Annotated in this window: 15 protein-coding genes, 1 tRNA gene and 1 pseudogene; 5 read left to right on the top strand and 12 right to left on the bottom strand. The window is 72.8% G+C overall.

Features of this window, described 5'->3' with window-relative positions; translation table 11 throughout:
* Positions 1 to 32 precede the first annotated feature (32 nt).
* The 3 genes from AC5PYY_RS07440 to AC5PYY_RS07430 are packed head-to-tail and all read right to left on the bottom strand — an operon-like array spanning position 33 to position 2,495.
* On the bottom strand, positions 33 to 659 hold the full coding sequence (locus tag AC5PYY_RS07440; protein ID WP_493899138.1) for a GNAT family N-acetyltransferase: 627 nt from the start codon (positions 657 to 659) through the stop codon (positions 33 to 35).
* A 29-nt stretch (positions 660 to 688) separates the two neighbouring features.
* Entirely contained in the window at positions 689 to 1,180 is a 492-nt protein-coding gene (gene moaC / locus AC5PYY_RS07435; protein ID WP_493899137.1) for a cyclic pyranopterin monophosphate synthase MoaC, read from the bottom strand.
* Positions 1,173 to 2,495, bottom strand: a complete 1,323-nt coding sequence (locus AC5PYY_RS07430; RefSeq protein WP_493899136.1) for a molybdopterin molybdotransferase MoeA — start codon at positions 2,493 to 2,495, stop codon at positions 1,173 to 1,175. Before AC5PYY_RS07430 ends, moaC begins: the two co-directional genes overlap by 8 nt.
* A gap of 56 nt (positions 2,496 to 2,551) precedes the next feature.
* On the opposite strand from AC5PYY_RS07430, the gene AC5PYY_RS07425 reads away from it, so the two are divergent.
* Positions 2,552 to 3,211: a 5-formyltetrahydrofolate cyclo-ligase gene (locus AC5PYY_RS07425; protein ID WP_493899135.1), complete on the top strand. Its 660-nt coding sequence runs from the start codon at positions 2,552 to 2,554 to the stop codon at positions 3,209 to 3,211.
* On the opposite strand, the gene AC5PYY_RS07420 is transcribed toward AC5PYY_RS07425, so the two are convergent.
* Positions 3,186 to 5,867, bottom strand: a complete 2,682-nt coding sequence (locus AC5PYY_RS07420) for a penicillin acylase family protein (RefSeq protein ID WP_493899134.1) — start codon at positions 5,865 to 5,867, stop codon at positions 3,186 to 3,188. The two genes, AC5PYY_RS07425 and AC5PYY_RS07420, sit on opposite strands and share 26 nt — an antisense overlap.
* Positions 5,868 to 5,927: 60 nt before the next feature.
* Between AC5PYY_RS07420 and AC5PYY_RS07415 the strand changes: the two are divergent.
* Positions 5,928 to 6,020 (top strand): annotated as a pseudogene (locus tag AC5PYY_RS07415) (FmdB family zinc ribbon protein); the annotation flags it as partial.
* Between the two features lie 62 nt (positions 6,021 to 6,082).
* On the opposite strand, the gene AC5PYY_RS07410 reads toward AC5PYY_RS07415, so the two are convergent.
* The gene (locus tag AC5PYY_RS07410; protein ID WP_493899412.1) at positions 6,083 to 6,328 is read right to left on the bottom strand and encodes a hypothetical protein; all 246 of its coding nucleotides are present in this window, start codon (positions 6,326 to 6,328) and stop codon (positions 6,083 to 6,085) included.
* Between the two features lie 53 nt (positions 6,329 to 6,381).
* Between AC5PYY_RS07410 and AC5PYY_RS07405 the strand changes: the two genes are divergently transcribed.
* Positions 6,382 to 7,032: an SAF domain-containing protein gene (locus tag AC5PYY_RS07405; RefSeq protein WP_493899133.1), complete on the top strand. Its 651-nt coding sequence runs from the start codon at positions 6,382 to 6,384 to the stop codon at positions 7,030 to 7,032.
* Between the two features lie 156 nt (positions 7,033 to 7,188).
* Positions 7,189 to 7,596: a large conductance mechanosensitive channel protein MscL gene (mscL, locus tag AC5PYY_RS07400; RefSeq protein WP_493899132.1), complete on the top strand. Its 408-nt coding sequence runs from the start codon at positions 7,189 to 7,191 to the stop codon at positions 7,594 to 7,596.
* Positions 7,597 to 8,450: 854 nt separating this feature from the next.
* Here the strand turns inward: mscL and AC5PYY_RS07395 are convergent.
* The 6 genes from AC5PYY_RS07395 to AC5PYY_RS07370 all read right to left on the bottom strand — a co-directional run bounded on the left by AC5PYY_RS07395 (position 8,451) and on the right by AC5PYY_RS07370 (position 16,259).
* Entirely contained in the window at positions 8,451 to 12,041 is a 3,591-nt protein-coding gene (locus AC5PYY_RS07395; protein WP_493899131.1) for a PDDEXK-like endonuclease domain-containing protein, read from the bottom strand.
* Between the two features lie 82 nt (positions 12,042 to 12,123).
* Positions 12,124 to 14,103: an MFS transporter gene (locus AC5PYY_RS07390; protein ID WP_493899130.1), complete on the bottom strand. Its 1,980-nt coding sequence runs from the start codon at positions 14,101 to 14,103 to the stop codon at positions 12,124 to 12,126.
* Positions 14,104 to 14,251: 148 nt separating this feature from the next.
* The gene (locus AC5PYY_RS07385) at positions 14,252 to 14,596 is read right to left on the bottom strand and encodes a UBP-type zinc finger domain-containing protein (RefSeq protein ID WP_493899129.1); all 345 of its coding nucleotides are present in this window, start codon (positions 14,594 to 14,596) and stop codon (positions 14,252 to 14,254) included.
* A gap of 118 nt (positions 14,597 to 14,714) precedes the next feature.
* Positions 14,715 to 15,365, bottom strand: coding sequence for an ion transporter (locus AC5PYY_RS07380; RefSeq protein ID WP_493899128.1), 651 nt, complete (start codon positions 15,363 to 15,365; stop codon positions 14,715 to 14,717).
* 165 nt (positions 15,366 to 15,530) lie between these two features.
* Positions 15,531 to 15,603, bottom strand: a tRNA-Arg gene (locus AC5PYY_RS07375).
* Between the two features lie 188 nt (positions 15,604 to 15,791).
* Entirely contained in the window at positions 15,792 to 16,259 is a 468-nt protein-coding gene (locus AC5PYY_RS07370; RefSeq protein ID WP_493899127.1) for an SRPBCC family protein, read from the bottom strand.
* An 82-nt stretch (positions 16,260 to 16,341) separates the two neighbouring features.
* On the opposite strand from AC5PYY_RS07370, the gene AC5PYY_RS07365 reads away from it, so the two are divergent.
* On the top strand, positions 16,342 to 16,818 hold the full coding sequence (locus tag AC5PYY_RS07365) for an OsmC family protein (protein ID WP_493899126.1): 477 nt from the start codon (positions 16,342 to 16,344) through the stop codon (positions 16,816 to 16,818).
* Between the two features lie 189 nt (positions 16,819 to 17,007).
* On the opposite strand, the gene AC5PYY_RS07360 is transcribed toward AC5PYY_RS07365, so the two are convergent.
* On the bottom strand, positions 17,008 to 17,277 hold the full coding sequence (locus tag AC5PYY_RS07360; RefSeq protein WP_493899125.1) for a type II toxin-antitoxin system Phd/YefM family antitoxin: 270 nt from the start codon (positions 17,275 to 17,277) through the stop codon (positions 17,008 to 17,010).
* Positions 17,278 to 17,284 lie beyond the last annotated feature (7 nt).

The raw sequence follows: 17,284 nt of genomic DNA, 5'->3' as shown, positions 1-17,284 counted from the left end.
CTGCGGAGTGTCGCGCAAGTTTCTGCTGTGACTCACATGGTCCGCGAGCGCAGCCGCCGGACCAGGCCACCCTCGGCATACCCACCCGGCCTGAGATCCTCCGCGAGCACCGCGAAGGCGCGGTGGTCGACCCACCGGCCGTCGACGTGCATCAGCCCGCGTTGGCCACCTTCCTCGGGGAGCCCGAGCCGCTCGACCACGCGCAACGACGCGACGTTCTCGGGGCGGATCGCGACTTCCACCCGATGCAGACCCGCCTCGAGGAGGGTGTGGTCGACGAGCATCGCGAGCGCCCAGGTGGCGACCCCGCGCCCCGTCGTCTCACGGTCGAGCCAGTAGCCCGCCGAACCCGACCGCCGCGCTCCCCACAGCACGTCGAAGAGCTGCATCTGACCGACGATCTGCCCCTCCACGTCGATGACGAAGGGCAGCACGAGGCCGTCGCGGGCACCGCGGTCGAGCACCCGGCGCATCTGGTGAAAGGGAAGGGCGCCGTCGCGCGCCTCCGGGTCGGTCGACTCCCAAGGTCGCAGCCACGGCGCGTTGCGTCGCCTCAGCGACTCCCACGCGGCCCGGTCGGCGCGCCCGAGCGGCCTCAGCGTCAGCCGGCGCCCGTCCGGCAGCCCCTGCCGGAGCTCGACCGGCCAGCGCCAGCTCACGCGCCGCTCACTCGGAGCTCACTCGCGGCTCACTCCGGCCGCACCCAGTCCCCGGACCGCCCACCTGACTTGGCCACGACCCGCACGTCGCTGATGACCGCGAGCTTGTCGACGGCCTTGATCATGTCCACGAGCGCGAGCGCCGCCACGCTGACACAGGTCAGCGCCTCCATCTCGATCCCGGTGCGGTCTGCGGTGCGCACCGTGGCGCAGATCTCGACCCCGTCGTCGTCGACCGCGAGGTCGACCTCGACGCCGTGCACCGCGATCGGGTGGCACAGCGGCACCAGGTCGGGGGTGCGCTTGGCCGCCTGGATCCCGGCGATCCGCGCCACACCGAGCGCGTCGCCCTTGGGCACGGTGCCCTCGCGCAGCGCCGCCACGGCCTCTGGGGCCAGGCGCACCCGCCCGCGGGCCGTCGCCGTGCGCGCCGTCACGTCCTTTCCGGTGACGTCGACCATGTATGCCGTGCCGTCCGACCGCAGGTGCGTGAGGGATCGCCCGGGGTCACCGTCAGCCATCGTCACCCCGGCGGCGCCGCCGGGGCCCACCGCTCTCTCCGGACCCGTGGTCGTCCCCGGCCTGGTCCGCCTCCGCGGCCAGCCGGGCGTCGATCTCGGCCCGTGGCCGCAGCAGCAGCAGCTCCACCTCGGTCCCGGCCGGCACCTCGGTCGCGTCGGCGTCGGAGACCGCGAGCGCGTCCGCGAGCGCCAGCGGACCGACGAGGTGGGAGCCGGAACCGCCGGCCGGGGAGACGGCATACTCCCCCGTCGAGTCGCGCTCGACCCGGACGCGCGTGTAGGTCTGCCGGTCGGTCGAGCTGGGCCACTGCGCCGTGGCGAAGCCGCGGGCACGCCGCCCGCCCTCGCGCCGCCCCGCGCGGCGCTGGATCGCCGGCCGGACGAAGACCTCGAAGCTCACGAGCGTGCTCACCGGGTTGCCCGGCAGCGTGAAGACCGGCACCTTGCGGCGACCGAGCACGCCGAAGCCCTGCGGCTTGCCCGGCTGCATCGCGACCTCGCCGAACTCCATCGACCCCTGACCGGTCAGCACCTTCTTGACGATGTCGAAGGCGCCCTTGCTCACCCCGCCCGTCGTGATGACGAGGTCGGCGTGGTCGAGGTGCCGGTGGATCTCCTTCTTCGTCTCGCTCTCGTCGTCGGCCAGATGACCGACGTGGATGACGTAGGCGCCCGCGTCACGCACCAGCGCCTCGAGCATCGGGCCGTTGGAGTCCACGATCTGGCCGGGACCGACCGGCTCGCCCGGCCGCACCAGCTCATCACCCGTCGACAGCACGACGACCCGCACCGGGCCGATGACCTCGACCTCCTCGACGCCGGCCGAGATGAGCGCGGCGATCTCCCCGGCGCCGATGCGCCGCCCGGCGGGCAGCACGAGGTCGCCTTCACGCACGTCCTCGCCGGCGCGCCGGATGTTGGCGCCCTCGTCCGGGTGGATCCGCAGCTGCGGCTCTCGCGGGTGCCCGTCGGTGTCCTCCAGCCGCACCACGGCGTCCGCGCCCTCCGGCAGCGGCGCGCCGGTCATGATCCGCCACACCTGGCCGGGCTCCAGCCGGTGCGTCTGGGCGTCCCCGGCAGCGACGTCACCGGCGACCGGCAGCACGACCGGACTCTCGGAGGAGGCGCCGTCGAGGTCCGCGCGGCGCACGGCATACCCGTCCATGGACGAGTTGTCGAAGCGCGGCAGATCGGCGCGGCTGTGCACGTCAGCGGTGGTGACCAGGCCGAGCGCACGGCGCACCGGCAGGCGCACCGCCTCGACCGGGTCGATCTGCTGCAGCACCGCGTCCAGGTGCTCCTCGACGGTGATCATCCAACCTCCTTGGCGAGCGACGCCCCCACCCTATGCGAGGGTGCAGACTGTCTCAGGTGAAGCCGCCCGTCCTGCCGCGCTACGCCCCCACGGGTGACGTCGTCGCCGACAAGGTGACCTGGCGCTCGCTCGTCCGTGCCGCGCGTCGTGAGGTGGTGGACGCGTGGTCGCCGCAGCAGCGCACCGTGGTCGCCGCGGCGCTCGGCCGCGCCGGGGTGGACCACCTGCGCGGGTATGCCGTCTCCCGCGGACGTCGCGACCTCTCCGGACTCACGGTCACGGCGTTCGAGCCGATGCGCACCGAGCCGCCGGTGGACGGGCTGACGGACGCACTCCGCACGGCGGGGGTGCGCGTGCTCGTGCCGATCACCCTGGAGAAGCCGCGGCTGGACTGGGCCGACCTCGCCGATCCCGACCGGGCACCCCTCGGCGAGGAGGTACTCGCCGAGGTCGACCTGGCCTTCGTGCCTGGCCTGGCGGTGTCGCGCTCGGGGGTGCGGCTGGGGCAGGGCGGCGGCTACTACGACACGGTGGTCCCGCGGCTGCGGGAGCGGTCGGGAGGGGCACCGGTCGTCATCGTGCTGCACGACCACGAGGTCGTCGAGCGCGTGCCAGCCGACCTGCACGACGTGCGGGTGGACGCCGTCCTGCGTCCGGGCACGGGGGTGCGTACGGTGCCGGTGGACCGGGCTACTCCTGCGGCGGCACCAGGGTGAGGGTCTGCTCGCCGGCGGCTTCGACGGCGTCCCGGCTGTAGGCCCACGGATAGGTCTCGCCGGTCAGCCAGGCCTCGGTCTGGTCGTCGTAGTGCGGGTTGAACGGGTGTCCCGACTGACCGGTCTGGTTGACCCAGGTCGACGCGTCGAACTCGGCGAGGTCGACGACCATGCGCATCGAGGGCCCCGAGCTGACGTCGAAGCTGCCCGTGCTGGCGTCCCAGTTCATCGCGTTGATCATGGCGCTGCTGCCGGAGACCGGGAGCGGGCCGCGGTTGACCAGGTCGCGGACCAGGTAGGGCACCGACTCGCCGCCGAGCGCCTCGTGCTCGAGCACGGCGCGGTGCAACTCGCCCCAGGCCCAGTCGTCGGGGTCCTTGGACAGCTGGCTGGTGAGGTCGAGCCGCGCGTCCACGAGCGCGGCGCGCAGCACCTCGTCACGTGACTCGATCACCCCCGGCGTGCGCTGGTCGTCCCACCACACGCTGTCCGGCGTCGCCAGCAGCTGCTCCATGATCTGCATCGACCGGGAGTTGCCGGTGGCACCCAGGTCGGGCGGGAGCTCGTCATCGAAGACCGCCTCGAGCAGGTTGTCGTAGACCGCGTAGAAGTAGGCCGCGGCCGCGGACTGGTCGCCCTCGGCGGGCGCGGTGCCGTCCCAGTCCCGCAGCAGGCCCTGGGGCTCGGTGTAGAAGGAGCCGTCGAGGTCGATGTCGGTGAGATAGGGCACCACCGCCAACGCGAAGCTGCTCGTGTCGTCCAGCTGGATCCGGCTCATGTCGTCGGCGCTGAGCGGTCCGTCCTCGAGGGTCGACTGCAGCAGCGCGAGGATGCGGGTGGAGCGGTAGCCCTTGTCCCACTCGCTGGTGAGGAAGGGGGTCGAGCCGCGCGCGACCGCCTGGTTGGCGGCCACGATGATGCCGTCCTCGGGGTTGTATGCCGTCGGCAGCTCCTCGAAGTCCACCCACCCGGTCCAGGCGTACTGCTCCTCCCAGCCCGGGGTCGGGTAGAAACCCGGCGGCGTGGCGTGGGTCGCGCTGCGGCGCACCGGGATCATCCCGGGTGCCTGATAGCCGATGTTGCCCTCGGTGTCGGCGTAGAGGAGGTTCTGCGACGGCACCGCGAAAGAGCGCGCCGCCTCGCGAAAGCCCTCCCAGTCGGTCGCGGAGTTGAGCTGGAAGATGGCGTCGGCCGTCTGCGCCGGCTCCAGGCCGGTCCAGCGCAGCGCCACCTCGAAGTCACGCGAGGTCTGCACCCCGTCGAGCGGGCCGTTGTCGCCCATGCGGGCCACCGAGTCGAGCACGTCGGAGACGATCGGGCCGTTGGAGGTCTCACGCACCGTGAGCTCGACGTCCTCGCCCCCGGCGACCTTGATCGTCTCGGTGCGCACGTCCATCGGCTCGTAGTCCTCGTCGCGCAGCACGGTGTCGTCGACGACGTCCTCGAGGTAGAAGTCCGTGACGTCCGGGTCGAGGTTGGTGATGCCCCAGGCGATGTCCTGGTTGTGGCCGATGATGACGCCCGGCACCCCGGCGAAGGTGAAGCCCGTGACGTCGTAGGGACATGCCTCGCTCAGCTCGCGGCAGTGCAGACCCGACTGCATCCAGACGCCGGGCTGGGAGAGGGACAGGTGCGGGTCGTTGGCGAGCAACGGCATACCCGTGCTCGTGTGGTCACCGGAGACCACCCAGGAGTTGGAGCCGATGCCCTCGCCGCGGCCCATGAGCTCGGGCACCACCGCCAGCACCGTCTCGGTGTCCGCGAAGGCGTCACCGGCGCCGGCCAACCAGCTCTGGGTGAGGTCGGAGGTCGGCCCGTCCGGGGCCTGCGGCTCGCCGAGCCGAGACCGGTCGGCAGGATCGGTCTGGTCCGGCGTGGGCGCGGGGACGGTGCCGTTGGTGCCTCCCCTGCTGTCCGACGCGGCACCCGTGGTCGTGCGCTCGGGCGCCCACTCGGTGGGGTCGAGGATCGGCGGGTGCTCGTCGCCCGGATAGTCGGGGTAGAGGTCGTCCAGCTCGTCGAGAGAGACCTGCCCGACGAGCCTGCCCCGGGCGAGCTCGTCCTCGTAGTTGCCGCGCAGGTCCCAGGCCATCGCCTTGAGCCAGGCCAACGAGTCCACCTCGTCCCAGCGGCGGATGGTGTAGCCGGGAGCACTCTGGGCGAGCGCGACGTACTCGATCCCGAGGGCGGAAGGACCCGCCTTGCTGTCGACGTAGGCATTGACTCCGGCGGCGTAGGCCTGCAGGTTGGCACGCGTCTCGGACGTGAGGGTGCTCAGCTCCTCCTGGGCCACCCGACGCCACCCGAGGGTGCGCGTGACCCGGTCGGTCTCCACGCCCGGCTCGCCGACGAGCTCCGCGAGCCGGCCGCTGACGATGTGCCGTCGCAGGTCCATCTGGAAGAAGCGGTCCTGGGCTGCGACATACCCCTGCGCCCGGAAGAGGTCCTCGGAGGTGTCGGCATAGATGTGCGGCACCCCCCGCTCGTCGCGGATCACCTCAACCGTGCCGGTGAGCCCGGCGAGCTCGAGCTCACCGTTGGTCTGCGGGAACGCGCGCCGGGTCAGGCCGACGCCGACCACGGCCGCGGCCACCGCCAGGACCACGAAGGTCGCGACGACAGGCACGGCCACGCGTTGCCAGACGGGTCGGGACACGTACCCCAGGGTAGGCGACGATGCAGCCACCCCGGCGCAGGCGACGTAGAATCCAGCCTCGTGCCGACCTACTCCTACGCCTGCAAGTCCTGCGGTCACGCCTTCGACATCCAGCAGGCGTTCACCGACGACGCCCTCACCGAGTGCCCGGAGTGCGGCGGCGAGCTGCGCAAGGTCTTCAGCGCGGTCGGCGTCGTCTTCAAGGGGTCCGGCTTCTATCGCACCGACTCCCGCAGCTCCGGCAAGGGCGGCTCGGGCTCGTCCGGGTCGAGCTCGTCCGGCAGCTCGGGGGCCGGCTCGTCCGGGTCGAGCTCGTCCGGGTCGGGCGGCTCCGAGTCAGGGGGCTCCGGCTCGAGCGGGTCGAGCGGGTCGGGTTCCGTTGGGTCGAAGGGGTCGATGAGTTCGTCCGGCGGATCGTCCGGCTCGTCCACATCCTCCTCGAGCGGCTCGTCGGCGTCCACAGCCTCGCGCTGACCCCTGGTGCGCGGCGGGCGGCCCGCCTAGCGTCCAGGACGTGAGCAGACGAACCGATCGAGCCTCCCGTGTGGCCCGACGCCCATCCTGGGCGCGGCGCCTGGCCCGACGGGGCGCGCGCCGCTGGTTGGCGGCGCTGCTGGCGGCGGGCACGGTGGGCGGCGGCCTGCACCTGGTCCTGACCCGGCCCGCACCCGACGACGTGCCCGTCCTCGTCGCGACCCGCGAGCTGCCGCTCGGCTCGACGATGTCGGCGAGCGACGTGGAGGTGGTCATGCTGCCGCCACGCGCGGTGCCGGCCACCGGCCTGAGCGCCGCCGCGGACGCGACCGGTCAGGTGCTCGCCGCCCCGGTGGTCGAGGGCGAGATGCTCACCCGTTCCGACCTGCGCACGTCGGGGCTCCTGTCCGGTATGCCGTCCGGCACCGTCGCCGTCTTCCTGCCTGTGCAGAACGCCGCGGTGGCGTCAGCGATCGGGTCCGGTGACGTGGTGGACGTGCGCTCCCCCGTCGACGGCTCGACCGTGGCCGACGCGGCCCGCGTGCTCCAGAGCCTGTCGACCGGTGGGGCGACCGGGCTGTGGCTGGCCGTCGACCCGTCGACCGCTGGCGACCTGGCCGCAGCCCGGGGCGCCGACCCACTCGGCGCCACGCTGCTGGTGGCGCTGCGGGCAGACTCTACGGGTGAGTAACGTCACACCCTTTCTTTCACCCGGAGGGGTGGACCAGGCCCGAACTCGGCCTAGACTGATGCGTTGGCCCCTGCGAGCGGCACTGCAGCCCTGGGCCCCTCATCCCCCAGTGAATCTCCGAGCCATCGACGCTGCTCGGACCAGAAAGGAGAAGCCATGCTTCAGGGCTTCAAGGACTTCATCATGCGCGGCAACGTCATCGACCTCGCCGTCGCGGTCGTCATCGGTGGCGCCTTCGCCGCCATCGTGGACGTCGTCGTCTCCAGCATCATCACGCCGGTGCTCAACGCCGCCGGTGGCGCCGAGGCCTCCGGCCTGGGCTTCAACATCCTCCAGGACAACGACGCGACCTACGTCGACTTCGCAGCCATCATCAACGCCTTCATCGTCTTCCTCATCACCGCGGCCGTCGTCTACTTCGTCTTCGTGCTGCCGATGAACAAGTTCAACGAGCGCCGTGCCGCCGGCAAGGAGCCGGAGCCGGAGGTCGTGACCGACGAGGTCGCCACCCTCCGCGAGATCCGCGACCTGCTGGCCCAGCGCCGCACCGACGGCTCGCTCTGACCGGAGCCTGACCACCGAAGGGCCCGGAGCGCACCCGCGCACCGGGCCCTTCGGCATACCTCTGGCAGGTGGGGCTCCCCTCGAACCGTGGGGCTTCCCCCGAACCAGAAGGCCACCCCCGAACCATGGGGCTTCCCCCGAACCAGGGGGCCACTCCCAGCTGCACGCCACCAGTCCTCACGGTCGGCCCTCAACCCCACATCTCTCCGCAGCCCCCACCCTTGCTGTCGGGCCCCACGGTTGACCTCAGTCCCTACGGCTGCAGCAGTGGGGGCAACCCCGAACCGTGGGGCGGCCCAGGAACCGTGGGCCACCCCCACCCGCATGCCGCCAGCCCCCACGGTTGGCCCCCCAACCCACATCTCTCCGCAGCCCCCACACATCTCCGCGGCCCCCACCCTTGCTGTCTGGCCCCACGGTTGCCGGGAGTCCCTATGGCTGCAGCAGTGGGGGCAACCCCGAACCGTGGGGCGGCCCAGGAACCGGGGGGCCACTCCCGCCCACATGCCGCCCGGCCCCACGGTTGCCGCGAGTCTCTCCGGCTGCAGCAGTGGGGGCACCCAGGAACCTTGGGGCCGCGGGTCAGTCCCAGTGGGGTGGACGCTGCTCCAGGATCCAACTGTCCCTGGGGTCGAGGCGGACGGCGCGGCCGGGGCGCCGCTGCGCGTCCGGGACGGGCTGGCCGGGCTTCGACCCGGGGAGGTCATCGGACGGGTCGGCCTGGGCATTGGTGGCGGCAGCCACGGCTCGCCGGGGTCCCCGCCGCGCTCCGGTATGCCGCTTCCCGCCTCCCCCGGCGCCGTCACGATGTCCGTCTCCCCGCTCCCGGGACCGCGCCGACCCGCCCACGGAACTCACCGGCGCCGGGCCGCGTGCCCCCGCAGCCCTTCCAGCACGCGGGCGACCTCGCGCGCCGGGTCGCTGAAGATGTCGGTCGTGCGGACCCGCAACGGCGTCCACCCCATCCGGGTGAGCTGCTCGTGCCGCAGCCGCACGTCGTCGCGCCCCGGCGGGGTGACGGGCGTCTGCAGGACGTCGCCGTCCACGGCCACGGCGAAGCCGCCGTCGTCGTCCGACACGACGGCGAGGTCGACCGCGTGCGGACCGTGGCCGACGCCTTCCTTGACCTCGAGCCCTTCGGCCCGCAGCCGTCGGACCAGCTCGGAGAGCACCGCCGAACCATGGCCATGCTCCTCAGTCTCCGGCATCAGGGCTCGGGCCAGCAGCTGCGCGCCCCCGGCTGCTCCACCTGGCCACTCCGAGACAGGCTGGGGCAGCACCAGATCGACCGACCGGCGCGCTGCGGCCAGCACCGACCCGGCGATGATCGCGTCCGCGGCCGCTGCTGCCGACCCCATCCAGACGACCCGGTCGCGGGCTTCGCCGGCCAGGCGGCCGAGCGGGCGCACCAGCAACGGCTCCAACCGATCCGCGGCGTCGCTCAGCGCCGCGGGATGCCCCGCCGGCTCGTCCGCCAGGAGGGCACGCAGGGCGAGCCCGAGGTCTTCCGCGCCAGCCTCGTCGTCGGCCACGAGGAGCAGGCTGTCGTCGGTCTCGCGGGCGAGCCGCAGCGCGAGCCGCACCGTGGCCTCGACCCGGGCGCTGACGTGGCCCTCGACGACGTGCTCACGCACACCGGGGCCGCGACTCACGCCGGGGAAAGAGTGAGCCGGGCGCGGCATGAGCGGGGCCAACGGCGCCACGAGGTCCTGGTCGAGCGCGCGATAGTTGACGGCCAGATGGCGGACCGGCAGGACCGCCGCGGCGTCCTGGAGCAGCGATCGCGCGGGCGTCGACGCGCCTCGAAGGTCTGCCTCGCCACGCGGATCGGCGACGACCGAGAAGTCCCGTGGCCCGGGACCGCCGCTGTCGCCCACGACGAGCACCTGCCGTCCCCGCGCCAGCGCCGGTGCGCTGCGCGCCGTCGTGGTGCGCCCGGCCCGGTCGACGACGAGCAGGTCGACCGTGAGATCCGGCGGCAGGACCGCCGGCACGACCAACGGACTCGCGAGGAGCACCGGCTGGGCCGCGAGCACCACGTCGGGGGCACGGCTGATGATGTCGCGGGCATCGACGCCGCCCACCTTGCTCGCCTCGAGGGCCCGCTGCCAGGCACCGACCTGGGAAGCGTGCGAGGAGAGGGTGCGCCTCAGGCGGCGCAGCACCGCGCGCCGAGCCCGCAGCGCGTTGCGGTGCAGGTGCGCCCGGTCGGCGGCGCGGAAGGACCGCTCCGCCTCGCGCACCGCCTCTCCGCCGACCTGCTGCGGGACGGCGTCGGAGGTGAGGTGGTCCAGCACCGAGCTGCGGTGCACGAAACGCACCTCCGGCGCGACCCGCTCAGCCGGCACGCCGCGGCGGGCCAGGTCGTCGACGACCTCTCCGAGGCCGCGCTCGCGCAAAGGGGCCAGCAGCGGGTGGGCCTGTGCCGCGACGGCGGCCCGCTCCGCGCGGGCGTCCAGCCGGACCAACCGCTCCAGCACGATGTCGAGGTGGCTGGTCGACAACTCGTGCCCGGTGGCCGTCCCCTCCAGCACCTGCTCCAGCCAGGCGAGGTCCTCGCCGATCGGGGTGTATGCCGCGAGAGCCTCCTCCCATCCCTCCGGCGCGGTGGGGCGGGCGGCCTTGCCGGCGACCTCCTCCCACTCGCGGCGTTCGTCCCGCGCCTGGCGGACCCGGTGCGGCAGGTCCGGCGGCGGTGCACCGGGGCGCAGCTGCTGCCGCACCTGCCGACGCAGGCGGGCGCGGGTCACCGCGCCGGGGCGGGGACCGACGTCGTCCTTCTCCGCGGTGGCGGCGACCATGTCGTCGAGGGCGGCGTCGTAGATGCCGGGCGCGAAGTGGTCCAGCGTCTCGCTCGCGCGGGCGATGAGCCCCAGCCGGTGCTGCCACTGCCGCAGCGAGGCGGGAGCGGGCATCCCCGCCTCCCGGCAGACCGCCTCGGCCTGCTCCCGGGCCTCGGAGAATGCCCCCGAGACCAGGCGGGCGACGATCTCCGTGGCTCGACGGGCGTCGTCCTCGGAGGTGAGGCGAGCGGCATACCAGGGATCCTCGGTGCGCGATCCGACCCAGGCGCCCACGTCCGCGGCCTCGATGAGGGCGTCGATGGTCGCCGAGAGGTCCTCTTCGGTGACGGTCCGCAGCACGTCGAGCGGCAGCCGCACGCGGGAGGCAGGCGGGTGCTCCAGCGCGGCGAGCGCGGAGAGGTCGTTCTCGGTGCGGGCCAGGCTCAGTCCCCACGGTTCGTGCTCGCGGTGCAGGACCTCCTGCTCGCGGCGCAGGATCACGAGCGCGTCGTGCCGGGCCAGCAGCGGGTCGGGGCCGAGGTCGGGCTCCTCCTCGCCGGGCAGGTGGTCGAGGGCGTGCCGCACCGTCGCGAGGGTCTCCCGCATCGAGGCGGGGTCCTCGGCCAGGTGCAGGCACAGGTCACCCAGCCCCACGTGCGCGAGGCGGCGCTGCAGGCTCTCCAGCGCCCCTCGCTCCTCGGAGCACACCATGACGCTGCGCCCCTCCGACAGCGCTCCCACGACGACGTTGGCGATGGTCTGCGTCGCGCCCGTCCCGGCCGGGGTGTCAAGGACGAGCTCGCCGCCGTGGGCGACCTCGTCGACCACGAGTCGCTGCGACCGGTCCGCGTCGAGGGCGCCCAGCTCTCGGACGGGGTCGTCGGCGCGTTCGGCGTCCGGGCTGCCAGGCGTGAGGCGCACGTCGGCCCCCGCGAGCGCAGCCACGACGTCGTGCCCGGCCAGACCGGTGGCCTCCCCGGTGTATGAGGTGACGAGCGGCAGCTTGGCCCAGGGGAAGGTGCTGATCACCATCTGCGGGCCGATGCCGAAACCGGCCATCTCGGCGCAGATCTCTTCGAGCGCCTGATAGGTCAGCCGCGGGTCGAAGCCGTGGCTCTGGGCGGAGAGACCGGCCAGCATCGCCGGGTCGGGCTGGAGGTGGGCCTCGCTGCGCAGGTAGTGCTCCAGCACCGGGTTGAAGACGACGTCCTCGTGCAGCGTGATGACGTAGTCGCTGTGCGCGGCGTCGGTCGGCGAGATCGTGCAGGCGCGCAGCAGCACCGGCGCCCGCGGGGGCACCGGCACGCGGTGGAGCGTCCAGGTCGCGAGCCCGATCGCGAGGAAGCCGGTCTCCAGCCCGTGCTCGCGCCGCATCTCGGTCACCTTGTCGCGGATGCCTCCGATCCGGCGCGCGGCGTCGGTGAAGGCGACCTGCTCGCGCACCAGATCCGACAGCGGCGTCGGCCGCCCGGAGAGCAGCTTGGCGACCCCGCCCGGGTGGGCCAGGTTGAGGTCGAACGTGCCGGTCAGCGACGTCCGGTGCCACAGCAGGGAGTTGGGGCCGCCGAGGTCGGCGACCTCGTGCCGCCACTGCGTCCGGGCACGCTGGACCGCCTCGACGCGGGCGTCGTCGAGGGTGTGCGGAGGGCGCAGGGAACTCACCCGATCAGGCTAACGACTCTCGCTGGGTGCGCGGCGCAGGCAGCGCCGTCCGCACCACCCCACCGGGCGTCGCGAGTGTTGCTCACACCCCCACCGGGCGTCGCGTGTGGTCGCTGCGCAGGAGCGTGTATGCCGCGAGCGTCACCGCGGCGACGGCGGAGACCAGGCACAGCACGGCATACCCGAAGAGGTCCATGACCACCCCGGCGAGGGCGCCACCGGCGGCGGCGGACAGCCCCATGACGAGGTCTGCGGCTCCCTGCACCGACGCGCGCTGACCCATCGGCACCGACCCTGCGACGACGCCCGATCCGGCCACCATCGTGCAGGACCAGCCGAGTCCGAGAAGGATCAGCCCCGCCGTGAGCCCCGCGGAGAAGCCGTCCGGGCTGAGCGCCGAGAAGCCGCAGGCCAGCACGAGGAGCACCACACCGAGCAGCACCACCGGTGCCGGCCCCCAGCGGTCGGTGAGCTGGCCGACGACCGGGGAGAGGCCGTACATCCCCAGGATGTGCAGGCTGATGACCAGACCGATGACCTCGATCTGGGCGTCGCCGTGCCGCATGTGCAGCGGCGTCATGACCATGACGCTGACCATGACGATGTGCCCCACGGTGACCACCAGCGTCCCCCACAGCGCGGTCGGGGTCGCCAGGATGAGGCGCAGGCCGGCTCCGACGTTGCCGCGTCGACCTGCCGGCTGGTCCGTGTCGATCCCGGCCAGCTCCCGGGCGGTGAGCAGCGGGTCCGGGCGCAGCGCCAGGTGGAGCACCACGGCGGCGAGCAGGAAGCCCACGGCGGAGAAGACCCACGCGCCCGCCAACGGCGGAAGCCCGAGCAGGCCGGCGACGGCCTTGCCCGGGCCCACCATGTTGGGGCCCAGCACCGAGCCGATGGTGGTCGCCCACACCACCCAGCTCAGCTGTCGCCCGCGTCGCTCCGGCACGGCGAGGTCGGTAGCGGCATACCGGGCCTGGCTGTTGGCCGTGGTGGACGCCCCGAAGAGGGTGGTGCCGACCAGCAGGAGCCAGAACTGGCCGGTGGCGGTCGCGGCGATCGCCAGCGTGGCGCCGACGGCACCCACGAGGTATGCCGCCGCGAGACCCACGCGGCGGCCGCGCCGGCCCATGAGCGCGGCGATCGGGATGGTGCACAGAGCGCCGCCCAGGACCTGCGTCGTCGTCGCGAGACCGGACAGCGCGTCGCTCCCGCTGACGTCGGCCGCGACGATCGCGCCGACCGCGATGCCGCTGGCGACCCCGATGCCGCCCAGGGTCTGGCTCCCCATGAGGGTGAGCACGGTGCGGGACTGCAGCGCAGCCACCGAGGTGGCGTCAGCAGGGGCGGGGGAGGTCACGACCCGCAGTCTGTCAGGCACGTCCTCGAGGAGGAGATCCGTCCCGGTTCGTCGGCCCGGTGACCTCGTCCGTGGGCGGGATGAGGGTGACGGTGCCCGTCGGACACCGAGCCCGAGGCCCGTGGTCACGGTGCCTCGCGCACCCCCGAGGACGAGCTGGCCGTACTGGTAGCTCGCCCGACGACTCATCGCGTTGCCGGCCAGCAGCATCTCGTGGAGGGTGTTCTGCACGAAGCCCTCGGGCGCCACGACGCGCACCGCCCCGCTCTCGACGTCCTCCCCGTCGGCGATGCCGCGCACCCCGGCGTCGTGGTCGACGTGGCTGTGGGTGTAGATCACCGCGACGATCTCCCGGTCACCCCGGTGCTCGCGGTAGAGGTCGAGCGCGGCCCGGGCGGTCTCGGTGGCCGTGTGCGGGTCGACCGCGACGACGCCGCCTGGCCCCTCGATGAAGGTGATGCTGGACAGGTCGGCGCCCCGCACCTGGTAGAACCCGTCGACCACCTCGAAGAGACCGGAGATCCCGAGCAGCTGGGCCTGGCGCCACAGGCTCGGGTGCACGGTGTCCGGCGAGTGAGTGTCCGCGTCGGCGACGGCGTAGTTGGCGAGGTCCCAGACCGGGGAGCCGTCGGCGGACTTGATGAGGCCACCGTCGGGCAGGTCGGCGATCTTGCCGCCGGGCGTCGTCGTAGTCCGCCGTGTCATGGAACGGCAGCCGCTCCATCGCGGCGGCGTGCGCGCGTCGGGTGTGCTCTGACGCGGGCTGCTGGGCGCCCATCGGCCGCTCCTCGACCTCGGGGACCTACTGTGGTCCCGAAGTAGCCGACGCTCTCGCGGCTGACCAGCGTGGCTCTCAGTGGATCTGGCTGCGCCAGCTGGCGGGCACCCTTCCCGCCGGGCCTGGTGCGGGCTGGTCCTCCGGGTGGCTAGTGGGCTCGGAGAGCGCCGGCCCGTCGACCACCTGCTCCTGGGCGTAGTCCCAGAACCACTCCTCCCCCGGCTCGTAGCTCTGGACGATCGGGTGCCCGGTGTCGCGCACGTGCGCCGTGGCGTGCTGCGACGGCGAGCTGTCGCAGCAGCCGACGTGTCCGCACTGCGCGCACCGGCGCAGGTGCACCCACCAGCCCTCCTCCGCGGTGCACTCCACGCAGCCGGGCCCGCTCGGCGCGGCGCTCGGGTCGATCCCCTCGGTGCTCATCGTGTCCTCCTCGCGTGAGACGTGACGCGTTCACGGTATGCCGTCCCACCGACAGCCGCGCGACGGTCGCGATCCCCTCCGCACGAGGAGCCTCGACCCTGGGTGGGCGCCGTGAAGGTCAGCGGCGGTCCTCGAGGTTGTTCGACGACGGTGGCTCCTGGTCGCCCGGGCCGCGCCGCGAGCCGCCCCACCGGTAGCGCACCACCACGAAGGTCGCGCCGGCCAGCAGCAGCCCGGCCACGATCGTGAGCACCGCGGTGGCGGTGCTCCCCAGGGCGTGCTGGAGCAGGATGCGGCTCTGCGAGGTCGGATCGGCGAGCACCACCGCCACGAAGGCAGCCACCAGGAGTGAGGCGAGGAGGGTCGGCACCCGGGCCCAGCGACCGCTGAGGCCGGCCCGCTTCTGCAGGAGCCGGCCCGCCTTGAGGATGCGCCCGGCCCGCACCAGCCGCAGGGCACCGACGACGCGCAGGAGCCGCAGCAGCTGGACCGGACCGATCGCGAGCACCACGGCCAGGACGATCGCGACCGTGAGCAGCAGCAGCCACCAGTGCCTGCGGACCCACGACCGCTTGTCCTTCGCGACCAGGAACAGGATCGCCGTCTCCGCGATGAGCACCCCGCCGGTCAACCAGTTGGCGACGGTCCCCACCGTGGCGTAGGGGTCGTCCAGAAGGGTGAGGAAGACGGCCGGCACCGAGGCGAGCGCGGCCACCAGCACCGGAAGCGCGAGGCGCTCCTCCCACTCGGTCTCCCGATCGCTGGCCACGGCCGCCCTTCCTGCTCCCCGCTTCGGCGGCAAACCTACCGGCGTGCACATCGATCGGTCATCCGGGGGTATGCCGTCAGCGGCGCCTGATGTGCACGCCCGCCGGTACGCGTGGCGCGCGAGGAGGGCTCCGGGCAGTTCGGCGAGTCGGGCGAGGACGGTGCGTGCCCCCGGGCAGATTCGAACTGCCGACACCCGCTTTAGGAGAGCGGTGCTCTATCCCCTGAGCTACGAGGGCTGAGCCCGACCGGGGCCGGGCGCGACCATGATCTTCTCACGGCCCGCCGACGGCGACCGACGCCACCGGCGCCTCAGCCGAACTACTCCTCCTCGGCCTCGCCTAGGTACCGTCCTCCTTGGCCTCGTCGAGCCAGCGGTCCACGCTGTCGGCCTCAGCGCTCTCCGGCTCGGCCGGGACGCGGTCGATCAGGCGGTCGGCACCGCCGCGGCGAGGTTGCCGAGCGCCTGCTCCAGCTGCTCTTCGGTGACGAGCGGGAAACTCACCTTCTGGAGCAGGTCGGGGTCGGTCACCTTGCCCCAGTCGTAGGTGTGGCGGACCTCGGTGGAGTCCGGGCCCTGGGGCGTCAGCTCCCAGACCCACTCCCAGCCCTTGGGCTCGGTGCCGGCGGGCGCGGTCTGCCAGGCCAGCAGGTGGTCCTTGTCGTAGCCGGTGACGTGGTTGTCGGTCTGATAGTCGCCGCCCATGTGGTCACCGGTCATGTTCATCGTGAACACCTGCCCGGTCTCGGTGATCCGGTCGCCGTGGTCGACCGACTGTACGAAGCCGGACCCGTCGATCTCGACGTGGTGGTCGGGCAAGGACAGGACCTCGAAGACCTCCTTCGCCGAGGCGTCGGTGGTGCGCGTGACGGTGATGCGGGTCTCTTCGCTCATGCTCGCGACGCTGACGACCTGTGCGCCGCGGCGCGACCGGAGCCGGTATGCCGTCCGCCCGCCCCGGTGGGAGGCTGTCGCCATGGCGACCCACACCTACGAGCTCGCGCTGCGCTGGACCGGCAACCGGGGCTCGGGCACGTCCGGCTACCGCGACTACGGGCGAGACGTCGTCGCCCACAGCACGGGTATGCCGGAGCTCCAGCTCTCTGCCGACCGCACCTTCCGCGGCGACGCGGCACGGTGGAATCCCGAGGTCCTGCTCGTCGCCGCCCTGAGCGAGTGCCACCTGCTGTCCTTCCTGCACATGGCGGTCACCCACGGCGTCACGGTCGTGGACTACGAGGACACGCCCGTCGGGACGATGGAGCAGGCCGGGATCGGCGGCCGCTTCACCCGCGTGCTACTGCGACCGACCGTGACCGTCGCGGACGCCGCCCACATCGACCTGGTGCCACAGCTGCACGCCGAGGCCGCCGAGGCGTGCTTCATCGCTGCGTCGGTGAACTTCCCCGTCGAGCACGAGCCCACGACCCGCGCGGCCGGTCCGTCCGCCTAGGCGGGGCCTACGGGGCGGATGGTCACGTCCATGATCCCCGTGAAATCGAATCCGCGGCGAGGTGGGGACCTACAGACAGTTCGGCCAAGGTGATGGTCGTGATGAGCGGCTCAGCGGGAAGGTCCGAGAGGTCCAACGTCGCCAGGTCGATCACGGCCGAAGTGTCCAGAATGCCCCTGCGATCGACCGTCACAGGCTGGACTCCAGGACCTCATCCAGATCTGTCCTGAGTCGCTGGGCGTCCATGATGGGAAGGTGAGCCCGGCGGCGGACCAACTCCTGGGCCGTCAGCGGTGCCCGAGGGGCTGGGGACACGGTCGCGACCGGAGCGCCGTCCGGAGCGCCGTCCTTGGTCACCGTCAGCGACTCGCCTTGGGCGACCCGCGCCAAGACATCCGCGCTGCGATTGCGCAGGTCACGAATCGTCACCCTGTCCACCTCCTCAAGGTATCGCCCCATACATCTG

The organism is Serinicoccus sp. JS2-9 (assembly GCF_059025165.1).
The sequence above is the reverse complement of the archived record's forward strand: the minus strand, read 5'-3'. Positions and strand labels throughout refer to the sequence as shown.

Bases quoted from the DNA above. Each gene is read 5' to 3' on its own strand.
- AC5PYY_RS07365 (WP_493899126.1), top strand. From the start codon at position 16,342: ATGGCGACCCACACCTACGAGCTCGCGCTGCGCTGGACCGGCAACCGG.
- AC5PYY_RS07430 (WP_493899136.1), bottom strand. From the start codon at position 2,495: ATGATCACCGTCGAGGAGCACCTGGACGCGGTGCTGCAGCAGATCGAC.
- AC5PYY_RS07390 (WP_493899130.1), bottom strand. From the start codon at position 14,103: ATGACACGGCGGACTACGACGACGCCCGGCGGCAAGATCGCCGACCTG.
- AC5PYY_RS07360 (WP_493899125.1), bottom strand. From the start codon at position 17,277: ATGGGGCGATACCTTGAGGAGGTGGACAGGGTGACGATTCGTGACCTG.
- AC5PYY_RS07385 (WP_493899129.1), bottom strand. From the start codon at position 14,596: ATGAGCACCGAGGGGATCGACCCGAGCGCCGCGCCGAGCGGGCCCGGC.
- AC5PYY_RS07370 (WP_493899127.1), bottom strand. From the start codon at position 16,259: ATGAGCGAAGAGACCCGCATCACCGTCACGCGCACCACCGACGCCTCG.
- mscL (WP_493899132.1), top strand. From the start codon at position 7,189: ATGCTTCAGGGCTTCAAGGACTTCATCATGCGCGGCAACGTCATCGAC.
- moaC (WP_493899137.1), bottom strand. From the start codon at position 1,180: ATGGCTGACGGTGACCCCGGGCGATCCCTCACGCACCTGCGGTCGGAC.